This is a genomic window from Streptomyces sp. NBC_00376 (genome assembly GCF_036077095.1).
GTDB lineage: Bacteria > Actinomycetota > Actinomycetes > Streptomycetales > Streptomycetaceae > Streptomyces.
The window spans coordinates 5,658,191-5,675,423 of record NZ_CP107960.1; the positions used below are offsets into that span (position 1 = coordinate 5,658,191).

Here is a 17,233-nt window from a genome sequence, read left to right on the forward strand (position 1 = left end):
GCCCGAACGGGAACCGGAACGGGCCCCGGCACGGCTCCGTTCGGAGGCCGGCGCCGGGGCCCGAAGCGGCCACAGCCGTACGCGAGGCCCTGCTGCCCCCGTGCGTCCGAAGCGGCCATGACCGTACGAGAGGCCCTACCGCCCCCGGGGCGGTGCCGTCGACCCCCGCACCATCAGCTCCGCCGCGATCGTCGCGATTCCCCCGGGCGGCGGTGTCTCCTTGCCCATCGCGAGGCGGCCCGCCCGTGCGCCCGCCTCGAAGAGCGGCAGCCGTACGGTCGTCAGCGCCGGGACCGCGTCCACCGAGAACGGCAGGTCGTCGAAGCCCGCCACCGAGATGTCCTCGGGGATGCGCAGTCCCTGGTCCCGGACCGCCGCGCACGCGCCCAGCGCCACCGTGTCGTTGGCGGCGACGATCGCCGTCACCTCCGGTTCGCGGCGCAGGAGTTCGAGGGTGGCTTCGTAGCCGGAGCGGCGGTCGTAGGGGCCGTGGACGGTGAGGCGATCCTCCTCGTGCGAGTCCGTATGGCCGCCGCCGAGCCCCGCCGCCCGCATCGCGTCGTGGTGGCCCTCCAGCCGGTGGCGGGTTGTCGTCCGCTCCGGCGGGCCCGCGACATAGCCGATCCGCCGGTGGCCGAGCGAGAGCAGGTGTTCGGTGAGGCGGCGGCCGCCGCCCCGGTTGTCGAAGGCGAGCGCGGCCACGACCGCCCCGCCGTCCGGCAGCGGGGGGCGCCCGCACAGCACCACCCGGGTGCCCGCGTCCGCGAGCTTGGCCAGCTTGGCGGAGACCGCGGCCTGGTGCGCCGGGTCCTCCACCGCGCCGCCGGTCAGGACGACTGCCGCGGCGCGCTGGCGCTGGAGCAGGGTGAGATAGGTGAGCTCGCGCTCGGGGGAGCCGCCGGTGTTGCAGACGACGGCCAGTTTCTCGCCGCCCGCCCGGCCGGAGCCGTCCCCGGGCCCGCCGATCTCGGTCTGCGCCGCGCCCGCCATGATCCCGAAGAACGGGTCCGCGATGTCGTTGACCAGGATGCCGACCAGGTCGGAGGTGGCCGCCGCGAGCGAACTCGCCGGCCCGTTGAGCACGTAGTCCAGGTCGTCCACCGCGCGCAGGACCCGTTCACGGGTGGACGCGGCCACCGGGTAGTTGCCGTTCAGCACGCGGGAGACGGTGGCCGGCGACACCCGGGCGCGGGCCGCCACATCCGCCAGGGTGACTGTCATCCGCTTTCCTCCGAGGGTTTCGGGCCGGGCCCTCTTGTCCGGGCCGCTGTCGGCAGGCTAGCGTCATCCTGGATAGAAAGCGCTTGCTACGGCTGTATGGAGGAAGTTTCGTGACACGCAGGACAGTGCGCATCGCCATGAACGGCGTCACGGGTCGCATGGGCTACCGGCAGCACCTGGTGCGCTCGATCCTCGCGATCCGCGAGCAGGGCGGCCTCGACCTCGGCGACGGGGACGTGCTGTGGCCCGAGCCCGTGCTGGTGGGCCGCCGCGCCCACGCGCTGGAGGAGCTCGCCGCGCAGCACGGTCTGACCGAGTGGTCGACCGACCTCGACGCGGTGCTCGCCGACGACACCATCGACATCTACTTCGACGCCCAGGTCACCTCGGCCCGGGTGGACGCGATCAAGAAGGCGATCGCCGCTGGCAAGCACATCTACACCGAGAAGCCCACGGCCACGGACGTCGAGGGCGCCCTGGAGCTGGCCCGGCTGGCCCGCGAGGCCGGCATCAAGCACGGCGTCGTCCAGGACAAGATCTTCCTGCCGGGCCTGCTGAAGCTGAAACGCCTCATCGACGGCGGCTTCTTCGGCGAGATCCTCTCCGTGCGCGGCGAGTTCGGCTACTGGGTCTTCGAGGGCGACTGGCAGGAGGCCCAGCGCCCCTCCTGGAACTACCGCGCGGAGGACGGCGGCGGCATCGTCGTCGACATGTTCCCGCACTGGGAGTATGTGCTCCACGAGCTGTTCGGCCGGGTCTCCACCGTCCAGGCACACGTCCAGACGCACATCCCGCAGCGCTGGGACGAGCAGGGCAAGCCCTACGCCGCCACCGCCGACGACTCCGCGTACGGCATCTTCCAGCTGGAGAGCGGCGCGGTCGCCCAGATCAACTCCTCCTGGACCGTCCGCGTCAACCGCGACGAGCTCGTCGAGTTCCAGGTCGACGGAACGCACGGCTCCGCCGTCGCGGGCCTGCGGAACTGCCGCGTCCAGCACCGCTCGGCCACCCCCAAGCCGGTCTGGAACCCCGACCTCCCGGTCACCGAGTCCTTCCGCGACCAGTGGCAGGAAGTCCCCGACAACGCGGTCTTCGACAACGGCTTCAAGGCCCAGTGGGAGCTCTTCCTGCGCCACATCGTCCTCGACGAGCCGTACACCTGGGACCTGATGGCCGGCGCCCGCGGCGTGCAGCTCGCCGAGCTGGGCCTGAAGTCCCACGCCGAGGGCCGCCGTCTGGACGTACCGGAGCTGTCGCTGTGACGAGCCACCCCACGCACGGCGCATCGGAGCTGATCTGAGTGACCATCCACCTCCCGCAGGGCCCGTACGAACCCCGTACCACCCCGCTCGACCTGGCCCCCGGCGCCGGCAAGCTCGCCTCGCGCACGGTCTTCTCCGCCGCCCATGTCGTCGCCGACCCCTACGCCGACATCAGCCCCGACTCGCCCGCCGCCGTCGACTGGGACGCCACCCTCGCCTTCCGTCGCCACCTCTGGTCGCACGGCCTGGGCGTCGCCGAGGCGATGGACACCGCCCAGCGCGGCATGGGCCTGGACTGGGCCGGCGCGGCCGAACTGATCCGCCGCTCCGCCGCCGAGGCCAAGGCGGTCGGCGGCCGCATTGCCTGCGGCGTCGGCACCGACCAGCTGCCCGCCGGGCCCGCCACCCTCGCCGAGGTGCGCTCCGCGTACGAGGAGCAGCTCGCGCTCGTCGAGGCGAGCGGAGCCCAGGCCATCCTGATGGCCTCCCGCGCCCTCGCCGCGGCTGCGAACGGCCCCGAGGACTACCTGGAGACGTACGCGCACCTGCTGCGCCAGGCGTCCGAGCCGGTCGTCCTGCACTGGCTGGGCCCGATGTTCGACCCCGCGCTGGACGGTTACTGGGGCTCCTCGGACCTCGACGCCGCCACCGACACGTTCCTGAAGGTCATCGCGGAACACCCGGACAAGGTCGACGGCATCAAGATCTCCCTGCTCGACGCGGAGCGCGAGATCGACGTCCGCCGGCGCCTGCCCGGCGGGGTGCGCTGCTACACCGGCGACGACTTCAACTACCCCGAGCTGATCGCGGGCGACGACCGGGGCTTCAGCCACGCCCTGCTCGGCATCTTCGACCCGCTGGGCCCGCTGGCCGCCCACGCGGTACGGGTCCTCGACACGGGCGACACCCAGGGCTTCCGCGATCTCCTCGACCCCACGGTCGAGCTGTCCCGGCACCTCTTCCAGGCGCCCACCCGCTTCTACAAGACGGGCGTGGTGTTCCTGGCCTGGCTGGCCGGCCACCAGGACCACTTCACGATGGTCGGCGGTCTCCAGTCCGCCCGCTCGCTGCCGCATCTGGCGAAGGCGTACGAACTCGCGGACCGGCTGGGCCTGTTCCCCGACCCGGAGCTGGCCGAATCCCGGATGCGGGCCCTGCTCACGGTCAACGGCGGCAACGGAGGAACCCGATGAGCGACGGCCGTCTCTCCATCAACCAGGAGACCATCAAGCAGTGGTCGCTGCCCGAGCTGGCCGAGGGCTGCGTCAAGGCGGGCATCGACAAGGTCGGCCTGTGGCGGGCCCCCGTGCAGTCGTACGGCATCGAGCGCACCGCCCGGCTCCTCGCCGACTCCGGCCTGTCCGTCACCAGCCTGTGCCGCGGCGGCTTCTTCACCGCCCTGGACCCGGCGGAACGGGCCCGTGCCCTGGACGACAACCGCGCCGCGCTCGACGAGGCGGCGGCCCTGTCCACCGACACCCTGGTCCTGGTCTCCGGCGGCCTCCCCGAGGGCAGCAGGGACCTGCACGGCGCCCGTGAACGAGTTGCGGACGCCCTGGGTGAACTGGCCCCGTACGCGGCCGAACGCGGCGTACGGCTCGCCATCGAGCCGCTGCACCCGATGTTCGCCTCGGACCGCTGCGTCGTCTCCACGCTCTCCCAGGCGCTGGACATCGCGGAGCGCTTCCCGGCGGACCAGGTCGGCGTGGTCGTCGACACGTACCACATCTGGTGGGACGACCAGGCGGCCGCGCAGATCGCCCGCGCCGGTGCGGGCGGCCGGATCCACTCCTTCCAGCTGGCCGACTGGATCACCCCGCTCCCGGCGGGAGTTCTGGTGGGCCGCGGCCAACTCGGCGACGGGGCCGTGGACTTCCGGGCGTTCCGCTCGCTGGTCGAGGCCGCCGGCTTCGACGGCCCGGTCGAGGTGGAGATCTTCAACGAGGCGCTCTGGGCCCGGGACGGCGCCGAAGTCCTCGCCGAGGTCGCCTCCCGGTACGCCGAGCACGCCTGCTGACAAGGCTCTTTGCCAACAAGGCAAAGAGATCGTCAAGGCGTGCAACCGTTTGGTGGCTCGCCGGGTCGTATCTGACGTCGGGTGCTTCCGGGGAGGGATCTGGGGGGATCAGGAAGTCTCGGCGTTGGGGGAAAGCGAGGGGGGTCCGGTCATACGACCGGGCCCCGTTTCGTATTCGGGGGCCGCCCGTCGGGCACGGTGCCACCGCCACCGCTGCCACCGCTGCCGCCATCGCCGTCGCTGCGGCTGCCGCATGCCCGGGACCCGGCCCGTCGGCTGGCCCTGTGACGTCATGCGGCATCACATGGCGCCACGTGGCATCACGTGGCGCCACATGGCGCCATCGGAGGTGCCGGAGAAGCCGAGAATCCATGTGGCACCGCATTGATGCAACGTGGCGTCGATATATTTTCGCAGGTCAAGGCCATCAGGGCGTGAGTGCACCGCAGTTGTCCCTCTTTCGGGGTTGCGGATGGCGCCACTCTGGTGCCACTATGGCGTCATGGACCTCACGCCGTATGTCGACAACCTCCGCCGCGAACTCGCGGTGGCCGCCGAAGCCGGCGGCGAAGAAGCCCGTGAGCTGGCCGAGCGGCTCACCGCTCCGCTGGAGTCGGCGACCCGCCTGACGATGCTCAACGTGCTCTCCGCCGCGATGGACGAGATCACCCGTGAACTCGCCCCCGGATCGGTCGACGTACGACTGCGTGGGCTCGACCCCGACTTCGTGGTGACACGGCCGACGGGCGAGGAGACGTACGGGGACAGGGGCGGGCCCGCCGAGCCGCTCAAGGCCCCGGCCCCGGCCCCGGCACCCGCCGACGGCGACGAGGGTGGCACCGCCCGCGTCAACCTGCGCCTGCCCGCCCACCTCAAGGCGCGCGCCGAGGAGGCCGCGAGCCGCGAGGGCCTGTCGGTCAACGCGTGGCTGGTGCGAGCCGTGTCGGCCGCGGTCGACGGCGGCGCGCAGCCCCGTACACCCCAGAAGACCAGCACCACAGGACAGAGCTTCACGGGCTGGGTGCGCTAGCCGCACCCGCACCCGACCTGCGCCACCCACACCACGTCCCACCTGCGGGGACGCCCCGACGAGTCATGAGGACGGTACAGCCATGCCTTCTTTCGACACTCCCGAACCGATCACGGTCACCGCGCACGTCGGCGCCGGCTCCCTCCGGCTCACCGCGAGCGAGCGCGGCGACACCGCCGTCGAGGTACGGCCCGCGAGCCCCAAGCGGGACAAGGACGTGCGGGCCGCCGAGCAGACCGAGGTCTCGTACGCGAACGGCGTCCTGACCGTCAGGACGAAGGAACGCCGCTTCATCGGCCCCACCGGCGCCGTCGACGTGATGGTCGACCTGCCCGTCGGCTCCGACGTCGACATCACCGGCGCCTGGACCCAGGTGGCCGCCGAGGGCCGGCTCGGCAAGGTCCGGGTGAAGAGCTCGGGCGGCGACGTCCGGCTCGACGAGACCGGGCCGGTGCACCTGACCGTCTCCCACGGCTCGATCTCCGTCGACCGGGTCGAGGGCGCGGCCGAGATCACCACCAGTTCCGGCAGCCTGCGCGTCGGCACGGTCGACGGACCCGCCGTCCTGAAGAACTCGCACGGCAGCACGACCGTCGGCGCCGTCGTCGGCGACCTGCGGGCGAACGGCGCCTACGGCGACATCGAAGTCATGTGCGCCGAGGCCTCGGTCACCGCCACCACCGCCCACGGCGCCCTGCGCGTAGCCGAAGTGGTCTCCGGCACCGTCCAGTTGGAGACCTCCTACGGCGCCATCGACATCGGCGTCCGCCGGGGCACCGCCGCCTGGCTCGACGTCAGCGCCGAGCGCGGGCAGGTGCACAACACGATCGCCGACTCGGCGCCTCCGGCCGAGACGGAGCGGACCGTGCAGGTCCGTGCCCGCACCCGCTGGGGCAACATCGACATCCGCCGCGCCAAGGCCTGAGCGTCAGCAACTCCCGTACCACTTCACTCACTTCACTCACTTCCCTCACCTACCGGAGGGCTCCATGCCTTCATCTGTCATGCCCACGTCCACACGCCAGTCCGTCGACGCCCCCGCCGTCTCCACCGTCGGGCTGCGCAAGTCCTACGGCGACAAGACCGTCCTCGACGGCATCGACCTGCACATCCCGGCCGGATCCGTGTTTGCGCTGCTCGGCCCGAACGGCGCCGGGAAGACGACGACCGTGCAGATCCTGTCCACGCTCATCGCCGCCGACGGCGGACAGGCCCAGGTCGCGGGCCACGACGTCGTCGGCTCCCCGGACGGGGTGCGCGCCGCGATCGGCGTCACCGGACAGTTCGCCGCGCTCGACGACCTGCTCACCGCCGAGGAGAACCTGCTCCTCATGGCCGACCTGCTGCGCCTCGGCAAGCGCGAAGGGCGCAGGCGGGCCGGGGAGTTGCTGGAGCGGTTCGGCATCGCGGACGTCGCCAAGAACCGTGCCGCGACCTTCTCCGGCGGCATGCGGCGCCGTCTCGACCTCGCGATGACGCTGGTCGGCGACCCGAAGGTGATCTTCCTGGACGAGCCGACGACCGGGCTCGACCCGCGCAGCCGCCGCACGATGTGGGACACGGTGCGCACGCTGGTCGAGAGCGGCGTCACCGTCTTCCTCACCACGCAGTACCTGGAGGAGGCCGACCAGTTGGCGGACCGGATCGCGGTGCTCGACGGCGGCCGGATCGTCGCCGAGGGCACCGCCGACGAGCTCAAGGCGCAGATCCCCGGCAGCCACGTACGGCTGCGGTTCGACGCCGTCGACGAGTTCGATCGCGCGGCCGCCGCCTTCCCCGGCGCCGCACGCGACGACGAGAACCTCTCCCTGCGCGTGGCGAGCGACGCCGGCATGGAGGCACTGCGCGCCCTGTTCGACCAGCTGGACGCGGCCGGAGTGCGGGCCGCCGACTTCTCCGTGCACACCCCCGACCTCGACGACGTGTTCCTCGCCCTGACCGGCGACGGCACCGACGCCACCCCGCTCCACGTCAAGGAGACCCTGCGATGAGCACCCTCACGTACGCCGTGCACGACTCGATGACGATGCTGCGGCGCAACATCAAGCACGCGCTGCGCTACCCGGCCGTCTCGCTCGGCCCGGCCATGATGCCCATCCTGATGCTGCTGCTCTTCGTGTACGCCTTCGGGGACTCGATCGGCGCCGGACTGCCGGGCTCCGGCGGCCGGGACGCGTATCTGGAGTATCTGACGCCCGGCGTCATCATCATGGGCGTGGCTGCCGGGGCCATGTCGACCTCGATCGCGGTCTGCCAGGACATGACCGAAGGCATCATCAACCGCTTCCGCACCATGAACATCACGCGCTCGTCGTTCATGACGGGCCATGTCATCGGCTCCGTCATCACCACGGTGGTGAGCCTGGTCCTGGTGGTGGGCGTGGCCGTCGCGCTCGGCTTCCGCCCCGACGCGAACCCGCTGGAGTGGCTGGCCGCGGCCGGGCTGATCGCGGCCATCGCGTTCGCCGTGGCCTGGCTGTCGGCGGCGCTCGGCCTGATCTCCAAGACGGTCGAGTCCGCGAGCAACAAGCCGCTGCTCATCCAGTTCCTGCCGTTCCTCGGCTCGGCGTTCGTGCCGGCCGGTTCGATGGCGCCCGGCCTGCGCTGGTTCGCCGAGTACCAGCCGTTCACGCCGATGACCGAGACCCTGCGCGGCCTGCTCACCGGCTCGGCGATCGGCAACAGCGGCTGGATCTCCCTCGCCTGGTGCGCAGGTATCGCCCTGGTCGGCTACGTCTGGTCGCGCTCGCTCTTCAACAGCACCACCAAGCGCTGAACCACCGCGACACCCCTGCCCCGTCGGCCGCCGGCCGGCGGGGCAGGGGCGTCGGCCGGTGTCCCCGAGGCCTGCCGTCCCCGAGGCCCGGAACACGATGTCAGTGGCAGGCGATACCGTCGGACGCATGTCCAACATGGCCGTCCTCGAAGGTGTGCTGGAGCGCATCACGTACGCCAACGAGGAGAACGGATACACAGTCGCGCGCGTCGACACCGGTCGCGGTGCCAACGACCTGCTCACCGTGGTCGGTTCGCTGCTCGGTGCGCAGCCCGGTGAATCGCTGCGCATGGAAGGCCGCTGGAGCTCGCACTCGCAGTACGGCAAGCAGTTCACCGTCGAGAACTACACGACGATCCTGCCCGCCACCATCCAGGGCATCCGCCGCTACCTCGGCTCCGGGCTGATCAAGGGCATCGGCCCGGTGATGGCCGACCGGATCACCACCCACTTCGGCGTCGACACCCTCGACATCATCGAGAAGGAACCGAAGCGGCTCGTCGAGGTCCCCGGCCTCGGACCCAAGCGCACGAAGATGATCGCCGCGGCGTGGGAGGAGCAGAAGGCGATCAAGGAGGTGATGGTCTTCCTCCAGGGCGTCGGCGTCTCCACCTCCATCGCCGTCCGCATCTACAAGAAGTACGAGGACGCCTCGATCTCCGTGGTGAAGAACCAGCCCTACCGGCTGGCCGCCGACGTCTGGGGCATCGGCTTCCTCACCGCCGACAAGATCGCCCAGGCGGTCGGCATCCCGCACGACAGCCCGGAGAGGGTCAAGGCCGGCCTCCAGTACGCGCTGTCGCAGTCCACCGACCAGGGGCACTGCTTCCTCCCCGAGGAGCGGCTGATCGCGGACGGGGTGAAGCTGCTCCAGGTCGACACCGGGCTGGTCATCGAGTGCCTCGCCGAACTGGCCGAGGACCCGGAGGGCGTCGTACGGGAGAAGGTGCCCTCGCCCGAGGGCGGCGAACTCGTCACCGCCATCTACCTGGTGCCCTTCCACCGTGCCGAGGTCGCCCTCGCCGCCCAGGTGCAGCGGCTGCTGCGGACGCCCGAGGAGCGGATGCCGGCCTTCGCGGACGTGGACTGGGACAAGGCGCTGGCCTGGCTCGGTACGCGTACGGGGGCGAAGCTGGCGCCCGAGCAGGAGGCGGCGGTCCGGCTCGCGCTCAGCCGGAAGGTCGCGGTGCTGACCGGCGGGCCCGGCTGCGGGAAGTCGTTCACCGTCCGGTCGATCGTGGAGCTGGCACGGGCCAAGAAGGCCAAGGTGGTGCTGGCCGCGCCGACCGGGCGGGCGGCCAAGCGGCTCTCCGAGCTGACCGGCGCCGAGGCCTCCACCGTCCACCGGCTGCTCGAACTGAAGCCGGGCGGCGACGCCGCGTACGACCGGGACCGTCCGCTGGACGCCGATCTGGTGGTCGTCGACGAGGCGTCGATGCTCGATCTGCTGCTGGCCAACAAGTTGCTGAAGGCGGTGGCACCCGGTGCCCATCTGCTGCTCGTCGGGGACGTCGACCAGCTGCCCTCGGTAGGCGCGGGGGAGGTGCTGCGCGATCTGCTCGCCGACGGCAGTCCCGTTCCCGCGGTCCGGCTCACCACGATCTTCCGCCAGGCCCAGCAGTCCGGCGTCGTCACCAACGCACACCGAATCAACTCCGGCATTCCGCCCCTCACTCAGGGCCTCAAGGACTTCTTCCTCTTCGTGGAGGACGAGACGGAGGACGCCGGAGTGCTCGCGGTGGATGTGGCGGCCCGTCGCATTCCCGCCAAGTTCGGCCTGGACCCGAGGCGCGACGTGCAGGTACTCGCCCCGATGCACCGGGGCCCGGCCGGGGCGGGCACGCTCAACGGACTCCTCCAGCAGGCCATCACCCCGGGCCGCCCGAACCTCCCCGAGAAGCGGTTCGGCGGCCGGGTCTTCCGGGTCGGCGACAAGGTCACGCAGATCCGCAACAACTACGACAAGGGCGAGAACGGCGTCTTCAACGGCACGGTCGGCGTCGTCACCGCCCTTGACCTGGACGAACAGACGCTGACGGTGCTCACCGACGAGGACGAGGAGATCGGTTACGACTTCGACGAGCTCGACGAGCTGGCCCATGCGTACGCCATGACGATCCACCGCTCCCAGGGCAGCGAGTACCCGGCCGTCGTCATCCCCGTGACCAAGAGCGCCTGGATGATGCTCCAGCGGAACCTGCTGTACACGGCTGTGACCAGGGCCAAGAAGCTTGTCGTACTGGTCGGCTCGCGGCAGGCGATCGGCCAGGCGGTCCGCACGGTTTCCGCAGGCAGACGCTGTACGGCGCTGGATTACCGGCTGTCGGGCGGCTCGGGCGGAGGATCGGCGGAAAAAATGATCGATCAAATCGGTGGGAAACATCACCCAGCCCTTCCGGAACCGGTACCGAGGGGGCAGGATGAGTAAGTTCGCGGCACTCAGTGCCGCGAGTAGGTCCAATGGACGACCCCGAGTGCACTCTCCTGAGCCAAATGGGGGAGGGTGGAGACAGTCAGGGAACCTCGAAGAAGAGGCACTACGTCGGTGAGGGATGACGTGAGCGACAACTCTGTAGTACTGCGGTACGGCGACGGCGAGTACACCTACCCGGTGATCAACAGCACCGTCGGCGACAAGGGCTTCGACATCGGGAAGCTCCGGGCCAATACCGGTCTGGTGACACTGGACAGCGGATACGGCAACACCGCAGCCTATAAATCCGCCATCACCTACCTCGACGGTGAGCAGGGCATTCTGCGCTACCGCGGCTACCCCATCGAGCAGCTCGCAGAGCGCTCGACGTTCCTGGAGGTCGCGTACACGCTCATCAACGGCGAGCTTCCCAAGGTCGACGAGCTGTCGACCTTCAAGAACGAGATCACCCAGCACACGCTGCTGCACGAAGACGTCAAGCGCTTCTTCGACGGCTTCCCGCGCGACGCCCACCCGATGGCCATGCTGTCCTCGGTCGTCAGCGCACTGTCCACGTTCTACCAGGACAGCCACAACCCGTTCGACGAGGAGCAGCGCCACCTCTCGACGATCCGGCTGCTCGCCAAGCTGCCGACGATCGCGGCGTACGCCTACAAGAAGTCGATCGGCCACCCCTTCGTCTACCCGCGCAACGACCTCGGGTACGTCGAGAACTTCCTGCGCATGACCTTCTCGGTCCCGGCCCAGGAGTACGACCTGGACCCGGTCGTCGTCTCCGCGCTCGACAAGCTGCTCATCCTGCACGCGGACCACGAGCAGAACTGTTCGACCTCCACCGTGCGTCTGGTCGGCTCCTCGCAGGCGAACATGTTCGCCTCGATCTCCGCCGGCATCTCGGCCCTGTGGGGCCCGCTGCACGGTGGCGCCAACCAGTCGGTGCTGGAGATGCTCGAAGGCATCCAGGCCAACGGCGGCGATGTCGACTCCTTCATCCGCAAGGTGAAGAACAAGGAGGACGGCGTCCGCCTGATGGGCTTCGGCCACCGGGTGTACAAGTCCTTCGACCCGCGCGCCAAGATCATCAAGGCCGCCGCCCATGACGTGCTGTCCGCGCTCGGCAAGTCCGACGAGCTGCTCGACATCGCGCTGAAGCTGGAGGAGCACGCGCTCTCCGACGAGTACTTCGTCTCGCGCAACCTCTACCCGAACGTGGACTTCTACACGGGTCTGATCTACCGGGCCATGGGCTTCCCGACCGAGATGTTCACCGTGCTCTTCGCGCTCGGCCGCCTCCCCGGCTGGATCGCCCAGTGGCACGAGATGATCAAGGAGCCGGGTTCCCGCATCGGCCGCCCGCGCCAGATCTACACCGGCGAGGTCCTGCGCGACTTCGTCCCGGTCGAGGCTCGCTGAACCTCCTAGCACCCCCCGCACGACCCCGGCCGCCGAGGCCGGTCGACTTCGCCCCGAGTACCGCGCCTTCGCACAGAGCGCGGTGTCCGGGGCGATTTGCGTGTCCGGCGGGCTGCTCCACCGCCCGGCGGCAGAGGGACGGCAGAGAGAAGCGCCCCGCCATCGATCCCCCCACGGGCCGACAGCGAGGCGCTTCCCATGTCCCGGAGCGGATTCCCCCCACGGGATCCGGCCGGGCGTCTGTGGGAGCCGGAGCTCCTGCGTTCCTCGACTAGCTGCGAACTGCGCTTTTCACTTGTCCTGCTTCGTGCGGTCTGCCGGGGTACGTACGCACGGGAGGGCCGCTCAAAGCTCCCCGGTGCACGTGCCCCGGCCAACGCTTGCCCGGCGCGTCCCCCAAGACGCTCCGCGGACGTCCCCCAAGACATCCTTGGCATCGCACTCTTAGACTCACGAACCCGCCGGATGGTTACCCTGAAATCCATGTGATCTGGATCTCTTTGTGGATTTTACGTGAAGGCGCGCAACCGCAGGCTGTTCGTCACGACGAAGACCGATGAGAAGGCCATCGCCGCTCCGGCAATCATAGGGTTGAGCAGGCCAAATGCCGCAAGGGGCAGGGCGGCCGCGTTATAGCCGAATGCCCAGAAGAGGTTGCCCTTGATCGTGGTCAGGGTGCGCCGGGAGAGCCGGATCGCGTCGGCGGCCACCTTGAGATCTCCACGAACCAGGGTGAGATCGGCCGCCTCGATCGCGGCGTCCGTGCCGGTCCCCATCGCCAGACCGAGGTCCGCGGTGGCTAGGGCGGCCGCGTCGTTGACCCCGTCACCGACCATGGCGACGGAGCGCCCCCGGGCCTGCAGCCGCTCGATGACGTGCACCTTTTCCTCGGGCAGCACCTCGGCGTGGACCTCGTCGATCCCGACGGCACGGGCCACGGCGTCGGCCACGGCACGGTTGTCACCGGTCAGCAGAACGGGGTGGAGGCCGAGTGCGCGGAGTTCGGCGACGGCCTGCGCGCTGGACTCCTTGATCCTGTCGGCCACCGCGAGGACGCCGCGCGCCCGCCCGTCCCAGGCGACCATGACTGCCGTACGGCCCTCGGCCGCCGCGTCCGCGACGGCGCCGGACAGGGTGCCGGGCACGTCGATGCCCGCGTCGGCGAGCAGCTGCTCGCGGCCGACGAGGACGGCGTGGCCCTCGACGATGCCCTGGACGCCGAGTCCGGCGATGTTGGTGAAGTCCTCGGGGGTGGGGAGGGCGGTGCCGGTGCGTTCGGCGGCTCCGGCGGCGACGGCCTGGGCGATGGGGTGTTCGGAGGCGTGCTCCAGGGCGCCGGCGAGGCGCAGTACGTCGGTCTCGGTGGTGTTGTCGGCGGTGTGGACGCCGAGGAGGGTCATGCGGCCGGTGGTGACGGTGCCGGTCTTGTCGAGGACGATCGTGTCGACGCGGCGGGTGGTCTCCAGGACCTCGGGGCCCTTGATCAGGATGCCGAGCTGGGCGCCGCGTCCGGTGCCGACCATGAGGGCGGTGGGGGTGGCCAGGCCCAGGGCGCAGGGGCAGGCGATGATCAGTACGGCCACGGCGGCGGTGAACGCGGCGGTCACGTCGTCCGTGACCAGCAGCCACCCGGCCAGGGTGACGAGCGAGATCAGCAGCACCACGGGTACGAAGACGGCGGAGATCCGGTCCGCGAGGCGCTGCACCTCGGCCTTGCCGTTCTGGGCGTCCTCGACGAGCTTCGCCATCCTGGCGAGCTGGGTGTCGGCGCCGATCCGGGTGGCCTCCACGACGAGCCGGCCGGAGGTGTTGACGGTGGCCCCGGTGACGGGGTCGCCGACGCCGACCTCCACGGGCACGGACTCGCCGGTCAGCATCGACGCGTCCACGGCCGAGGCACCCTCGACGACGGTGCCGTCGGTGGCGATCTTCTCGCCCGGGCGGACCACGAAGCGGTCGCCGACGGCGAGCCGGGCGACGGGGACGCGTACCTCCGTAACGTCCCGGAGGACGGAGACGTCCCTGGCGCCCAGGTGCATCAGCGCCCGCAGGGCGGAGCCCGCCTTCCGCTTGGACCTCGCCTCCAGATAGCGGCCCAGCAGGATGAAGGTGACGACCCCGGCAGCGACCTCCAGATAGATGGTGGAGGAGGCACCGTCGCGCGAGACGGTGAAGTCGAAGCCGTGCCGCATCCCGGTCATGCCCGCGTCGCCGAGGAAGAGCGCCCACAGGGACCAGCCGAAGGCGGCGAGCGTGCCGATCGAGACCAGGGTGTCCATGGTGGCCGCGCCGTGCCGGAGGTTGGTCCAGGTCGCGCGGTGGAAGGGCAGTGCGCCCCAGACGACGACGGGGGCGGCGAGGGTGAGCGAGAGCCACTGCCAGTTGTCGAACTGGAGGGCCGGGACCATCGCCAGCAGGACGACCGGGGCGGCGAGGACGGCCGAGACGATCAGACGCTGCCGCAGCGAGGCGAGAGCCGGGCCGGCTTCCTGCTGCTCACCGGCACCGGCACCGGTCTCGATCTCGGCCTCGGCCTCTGTCCCGGCCCCGGTGCCGGCTTCGACGTCGGCCGGTGTGCCGGTGCGGGTGCCCGTCGTCGCCGGTGGTGGCGGGGGCGCGGGCGGTTCGGGACGGTGTACCGGCTGCGCGGTGTAACCGGTCTTCTCGACCGTGGCGATCAGATCCGCGAGGCCGGTCCCGGGGCCGAAGGCGACCTTGGCCTTCTCGGTCGCGTAATTGACGGTGGCGGTGACGCCGTCCATCCGGTTGAGCTTCTTCTCGACACGGGCCGCGCAGGAGGCGCAGGTCATCCCGCCGATCGTGAGCTCGGCGGTCGAGTCCTCCGCCATCCGGGCCGCGGCCTCTGTTGCGCTGTGCATGTCCGAACTCCTGAAACGCCGACCGGGCCGTACCCCACCAGTATCTGCTGGCAGGTCCGGCCCGGCGGCAAAGGGGGACGCGGGCGCGTCCGGAGCGGCGGGTGTGCCCCGACGGTGTTCAGGCCCGGCCGACGAGCTCGTAGCCCGCCTCGTCGACCGCGGCGCGCACGGCGTCGTCCGACAGCGGGGCCGCGGAGACGACGGTCACCTGACCGGTGGCGGCCACGGCCTTCACCGAGGTGACACCCTCGATGCCGGAGACCTCCTCGGAGATGGCGCCCTCGCAGTGTCCACAGGTCATGCCGGACACCTGGTAGACGGTGGTCACGCCGCCCGCCTGCGCGCCGGCGTCCGCGCCGTCGTGGCAGGAGCCGCTGGGCGAGCAGCAGGAGCCGGTGGCCTGGGGGAGCTGGGTCTCGGCGGTCATGGTGTTCTCCTCTTCGACGAGCACAAAGGGTTGTGGCGTCAGGGGCCCCGGGGGAGGCCGGTGCGCCCCGACACGTCCACACTATACCCCTAGGGGGTATGAATGCGAGTGCCTCGCCGGTCGCCGGTTCGGGGATGCCGCGCGCTGCGGGCCAGCGACCGCAGCCAGGCCAGCGCGACGAGCGTGATCACGACGATGCCGCCGACCGAGAAGAGGGTGAACAGATGCTGCTGCTCGTCGGTGGGGGTCGGGATGTAGCCCTGCGAGAAGAGCGCACGGCTCAGGCCCGTGTCGGTGACCCTGGCGACCAGCCAGATCGCGATGCCGTGCATCGAGTCCCAGAGCGAGTGCAGCACGGCGACGCCGAGATAGGTGCCGATCACGGGCGCGGTGAAGCGGAAACGCCCGTTCGGCTTCCGGAACGAGAGCAGTACGCCACCGGCGATCGCGGTCCAGAGTCCGTGGCCGAAGGGTGCGAGCACCCCGCGCAGCACCTCGGTCTCCAGCAGGGCGTGCAGGTCGATGCCCTTCATGGTGACGGCGGCGTTGAAGGCGTAGCCCGCGCTCTCGAAGGCGGCGAACCCGAATCCGACCGTCGCGCCGAGCACCAGACCGGCCCGCATGCCGTGGACGCCGGGGTGACGTCGGAGCACGAACATCAGCGCCAGGAGCTTCACGGCCTCCTCGATCAGGCCGACGCCCAGGAATATCCAGATGGACGGGTGCAGCAGATAGGACTCCATGACGGAGGCGCCGAGCACGCCCAGGATTCCGCCCGTCAGGAAGCAGCCGAGGATGAGACCCACGCCGAGGTCGCGGCCGTGCCGCTCGTACGCCCACAGGACGAAGACGGCCGGGACCAGGAAGCTGCCGAGCAGGATGAGGGTCGGCAGCAGGTTGGTGTTGCTGGTGGTGTACGTGACGACCGCCGTCAGCAGCCAGAGGGCTGTGCCGCCCCACAGGCACCGTTTCCAGAGCCCGGGCCGTGGCTGCGGCGGCTCCGGCGGGCCAGGGGGGTGCGGCGGGGCGGACGGTGACTGCCGGGCGGACGGGGTGGCGGGTGACGGGCTGTCGGGATCGCTGTTCCGGTTCACGCGGACTCCCTCTACATCTCGCGCATAATCTCATAATTTGTCCGAATCCTATGGTGTGTGGTGCCGTGAGGCATTCGGGCGAGGGATGCCCCGTACGGGGCGGCTCGCCGCCGTACGGGGCCAGGAGGAGGCGCGGGTCGCGGGGGAAGGGCGGCGGGTTACGGGAAGGGCAGCGGGGTCACACGGTTCGGCCCCGCGTGCCAGAGCGCCGACCAGGTGGCCGGCGTGACCCGGCCGTCCGGCACGAGCGGCGGATGGTCCGCCTGGAAGCGATGCACGGCGATGAGCGTCTCGGCTCCGAACGTCCCGTCGACCGCGGACCAGCGCAGGTAGTGACGGTTGGCCAGCAGGCACTGCACCTGGGAGACCTCTTCACCCTGTTCGCCGAAGGAGGTCGGCCGGTCGCCGTCGTAGAAGGCGCAGACCGGGCTGGAGCCGGGCGGCGGTGCCGGGTTGTCCTCGTCGGCCGAGGCCCCCGGCGCCGAGGCGAGGGCGGCGACCAGGGCGACCGTGGTCAGTGCGGCGGCGGTCAGTGCCGGGGCCGCGGCCGTCCTGCGGGACGGCAGCATCTTTCGGATCATGGTGAGCTGCTCCTTGTGCGGAGGTGTGGCGTACGGCGGCGGGGGCGCGACCGGGGCCGCACCCCCGCCTCTCACCGAGGACAACACCGCACAGCGCCG

Annotated in this window: 14 protein-coding genes; 9 read left to right on the forward strand and 5 right to left on the reverse strand. The window is 70.7% G+C overall.

The genetic code is table 11. The features are described 5' to 3' along the window. Positions 1–135: 135 nt before the first annotated feature. Complete coding sequence (locus OG842_RS25510) at positions 136–1,221, reverse strand: LacI family DNA-binding transcriptional regulator (RefSeq protein ID WP_266732871.1); 1,086 nt, start codon at positions 1,219–1,221, stop codon at positions 136–138. A 110-nt stretch (positions 1,222–1,331) separates the two neighbouring features. On the opposite strand from OG842_RS25510, the gene OG842_RS25515 reads away from it, so the two are divergent. From OG842_RS25515 to OG842_RS25555, 9 genes are all read left to right on the forward strand, one after another. Further along, the gene (locus OG842_RS25515) at positions 1,332–2,483 is read left to right on the forward strand and encodes a Gfo/Idh/MocA family protein (RefSeq protein ID WP_266732873.1); all 1,152 of its coding nucleotides are present in this window, start codon (positions 1,332–1,334) and stop codon (positions 2,481–2,483) included. Between the two features lie 38 nt (positions 2,484–2,521). After that, positions 2,522–3,676, forward strand: coding sequence for a dihydrodipicolinate synthase family protein (locus OG842_RS25520; protein WP_266732875.1), 1,155 nt, complete (start codon positions 2,522–2,524; stop codon positions 3,674–3,676). After that, complete coding sequence (locus OG842_RS25525; protein ID WP_328512549.1) at positions 3,673–4,500, forward strand: sugar phosphate isomerase/epimerase family protein; 828 nt, start codon at positions 3,673–3,675, stop codon at positions 4,498–4,500. Before OG842_RS25520 ends, OG842_RS25525 begins: the two co-directional genes overlap by 4 nt. Before the next feature lie 502 nt (positions 4,501–5,002). Next, complete coding sequence (locus tag OG842_RS25530) at positions 5,003–5,530, forward strand: toxin-antitoxin system HicB family antitoxin (protein ID WP_266732878.1); 528 nt, start codon at positions 5,003–5,005, stop codon at positions 5,528–5,530. An 82-nt stretch (positions 5,531–5,612) separates the two neighbouring features. Next, positions 5,613–6,455: a DUF4097 family beta strand repeat-containing protein gene (locus OG842_RS25535; protein ID WP_266732880.1), complete on the forward strand. Its 843-nt coding sequence runs from the start codon at positions 5,613–5,615 to the stop codon at positions 6,453–6,455. A 79-nt stretch (positions 6,456–6,534) separates the two neighbouring features. Then, entirely contained in the window at positions 6,535–7,521 is a 987-nt protein-coding gene (locus OG842_RS25540) for an ATP-binding cassette domain-containing protein (RefSeq protein WP_266732881.1), read from the forward strand. Continuing rightward, complete coding sequence (locus OG842_RS25545; RefSeq protein ID WP_266732883.1) at positions 7,518–8,306, forward strand: ABC transporter permease; 789 nt, start codon at positions 7,518–7,520, stop codon at positions 8,304–8,306. Before OG842_RS25540 ends, OG842_RS25545 begins: the two co-directional genes overlap by 4 nt. Before the next feature lie 127 nt (positions 8,307–8,433). Then, positions 8,434–10,734 (forward strand): SF1B family DNA helicase RecD2, encoded by a 2,301-nt coding sequence (gene recD2, locus OG842_RS25550; RefSeq protein WP_266732885.1) that lies wholly within the window; start codon positions 8,434–8,436, stop codon positions 10,732–10,734. A gap of 129 nt (positions 10,735–10,863) precedes the next feature. Then, positions 10,864–12,153: a citrate synthase gene (locus OG842_RS25555; RefSeq protein ID WP_266732887.1), complete on the forward strand. Its 1,290-nt coding sequence runs from the start codon at positions 10,864–10,866 to the stop codon at positions 12,151–12,153. 509 nt (positions 12,154–12,662) lie between these two features. Here the strand turns inward: OG842_RS25555 and OG842_RS25560 are convergent. The 4 genes from OG842_RS25560 to OG842_RS25575 form a co-directional block, all read right to left on the reverse strand. Beyond that, entirely contained in the window at positions 12,663–15,032 is a 2,370-nt protein-coding gene (locus OG842_RS25560) for a heavy metal translocating P-type ATPase (protein ID WP_266732888.1), read from the reverse strand. A gap of 118 nt (positions 15,033–15,150) precedes the next feature. Further along, positions 15,151–15,459, reverse strand: coding sequence for a heavy-metal-associated domain-containing protein (locus tag OG842_RS25565; protein WP_266732890.1), 309 nt, complete (start codon positions 15,457–15,459; stop codon positions 15,151–15,153). An 89-nt stretch (positions 15,460–15,548) separates the two neighbouring features. Continuing rightward, positions 15,549–16,553 (reverse strand): PrsW family intramembrane metalloprotease, encoded by a 1,005-nt coding sequence (locus OG842_RS25570; RefSeq protein ID WP_443064006.1) that lies wholly within the window; start codon positions 16,551–16,553, stop codon positions 15,549–15,551. Between the two features lie 158 nt (positions 16,554–16,711). Then, the gene (locus tag OG842_RS25575; protein ID WP_266732891.1) at positions 16,712–17,134 is read right to left on the reverse strand and encodes a peptidoglycan-binding domain-containing protein; all 423 of its coding nucleotides are present in this window, start codon (positions 17,132–17,134) and stop codon (positions 16,712–16,714) included. Between the last annotated feature and the right edge of the window lie 99 nt (positions 17,135–17,233).

Excerpts from the sequence above, each read along its gene's own strand:
- OG842_RS25510 (WP_266732871.1), bottom strand. The coding sequence starts at position 1,221 with ATGACAGTCACCCTGGCGGATGTGGCGGCCCGCGCCCGGGTGTCGCCG.
- OG842_RS25525 (WP_328512549.1), top strand. The coding sequence starts at position 3,673 with ATGAGCGACGGCCGTCTCTCCATCAACCAGGAGACCATCAAGCAGTGG.
- OG842_RS25530 (WP_266732878.1), top strand. The coding sequence starts at position 5,003 with ATGGACCTCACGCCGTATGTCGACAACCTCCGCCGCGAACTCGCGGTG.
- OG842_RS25535 (WP_266732880.1), top strand. The coding sequence starts at position 5,613 with ATGCCTTCTTTCGACACTCCCGAACCGATCACGGTCACCGCGCACGTC.
- OG842_RS25540 (WP_266732881.1), top strand. The coding sequence starts at position 6,535 with ATGCCCACGTCCACACGCCAGTCCGTCGACGCCCCCGCCGTCTCCACC.
- OG842_RS25545 (WP_266732883.1), top strand. The coding sequence starts at position 7,518 with ATGAGCACCCTCACGTACGCCGTGCACGACTCGATGACGATGCTGCGG.
- recD2 (WP_266732885.1), top strand. The coding sequence starts at position 8,434 with ATGTCCAACATGGCCGTCCTCGAAGGTGTGCTGGAGCGCATCACGTAC.
- OG842_RS25560 (WP_266732888.1), bottom strand. The coding sequence starts at position 15,032 with ATGCACAGCGCAACAGAGGCCGCGGCCCGGATGGCGGAGGACTCGACC.
- OG842_RS25565 (WP_266732890.1), bottom strand. The coding sequence starts at position 15,459 with ATGACCGCCGAGACCCAGCTCCCCCAGGCCACCGGCTCCTGCTGCTCG.
- OG842_RS25575 (WP_266732891.1), bottom strand. The coding sequence starts at position 17,134 with ATGATCCGAAAGATGCTGCCGTCCCGCAGGACGGCCGCGGCCCCGGCA.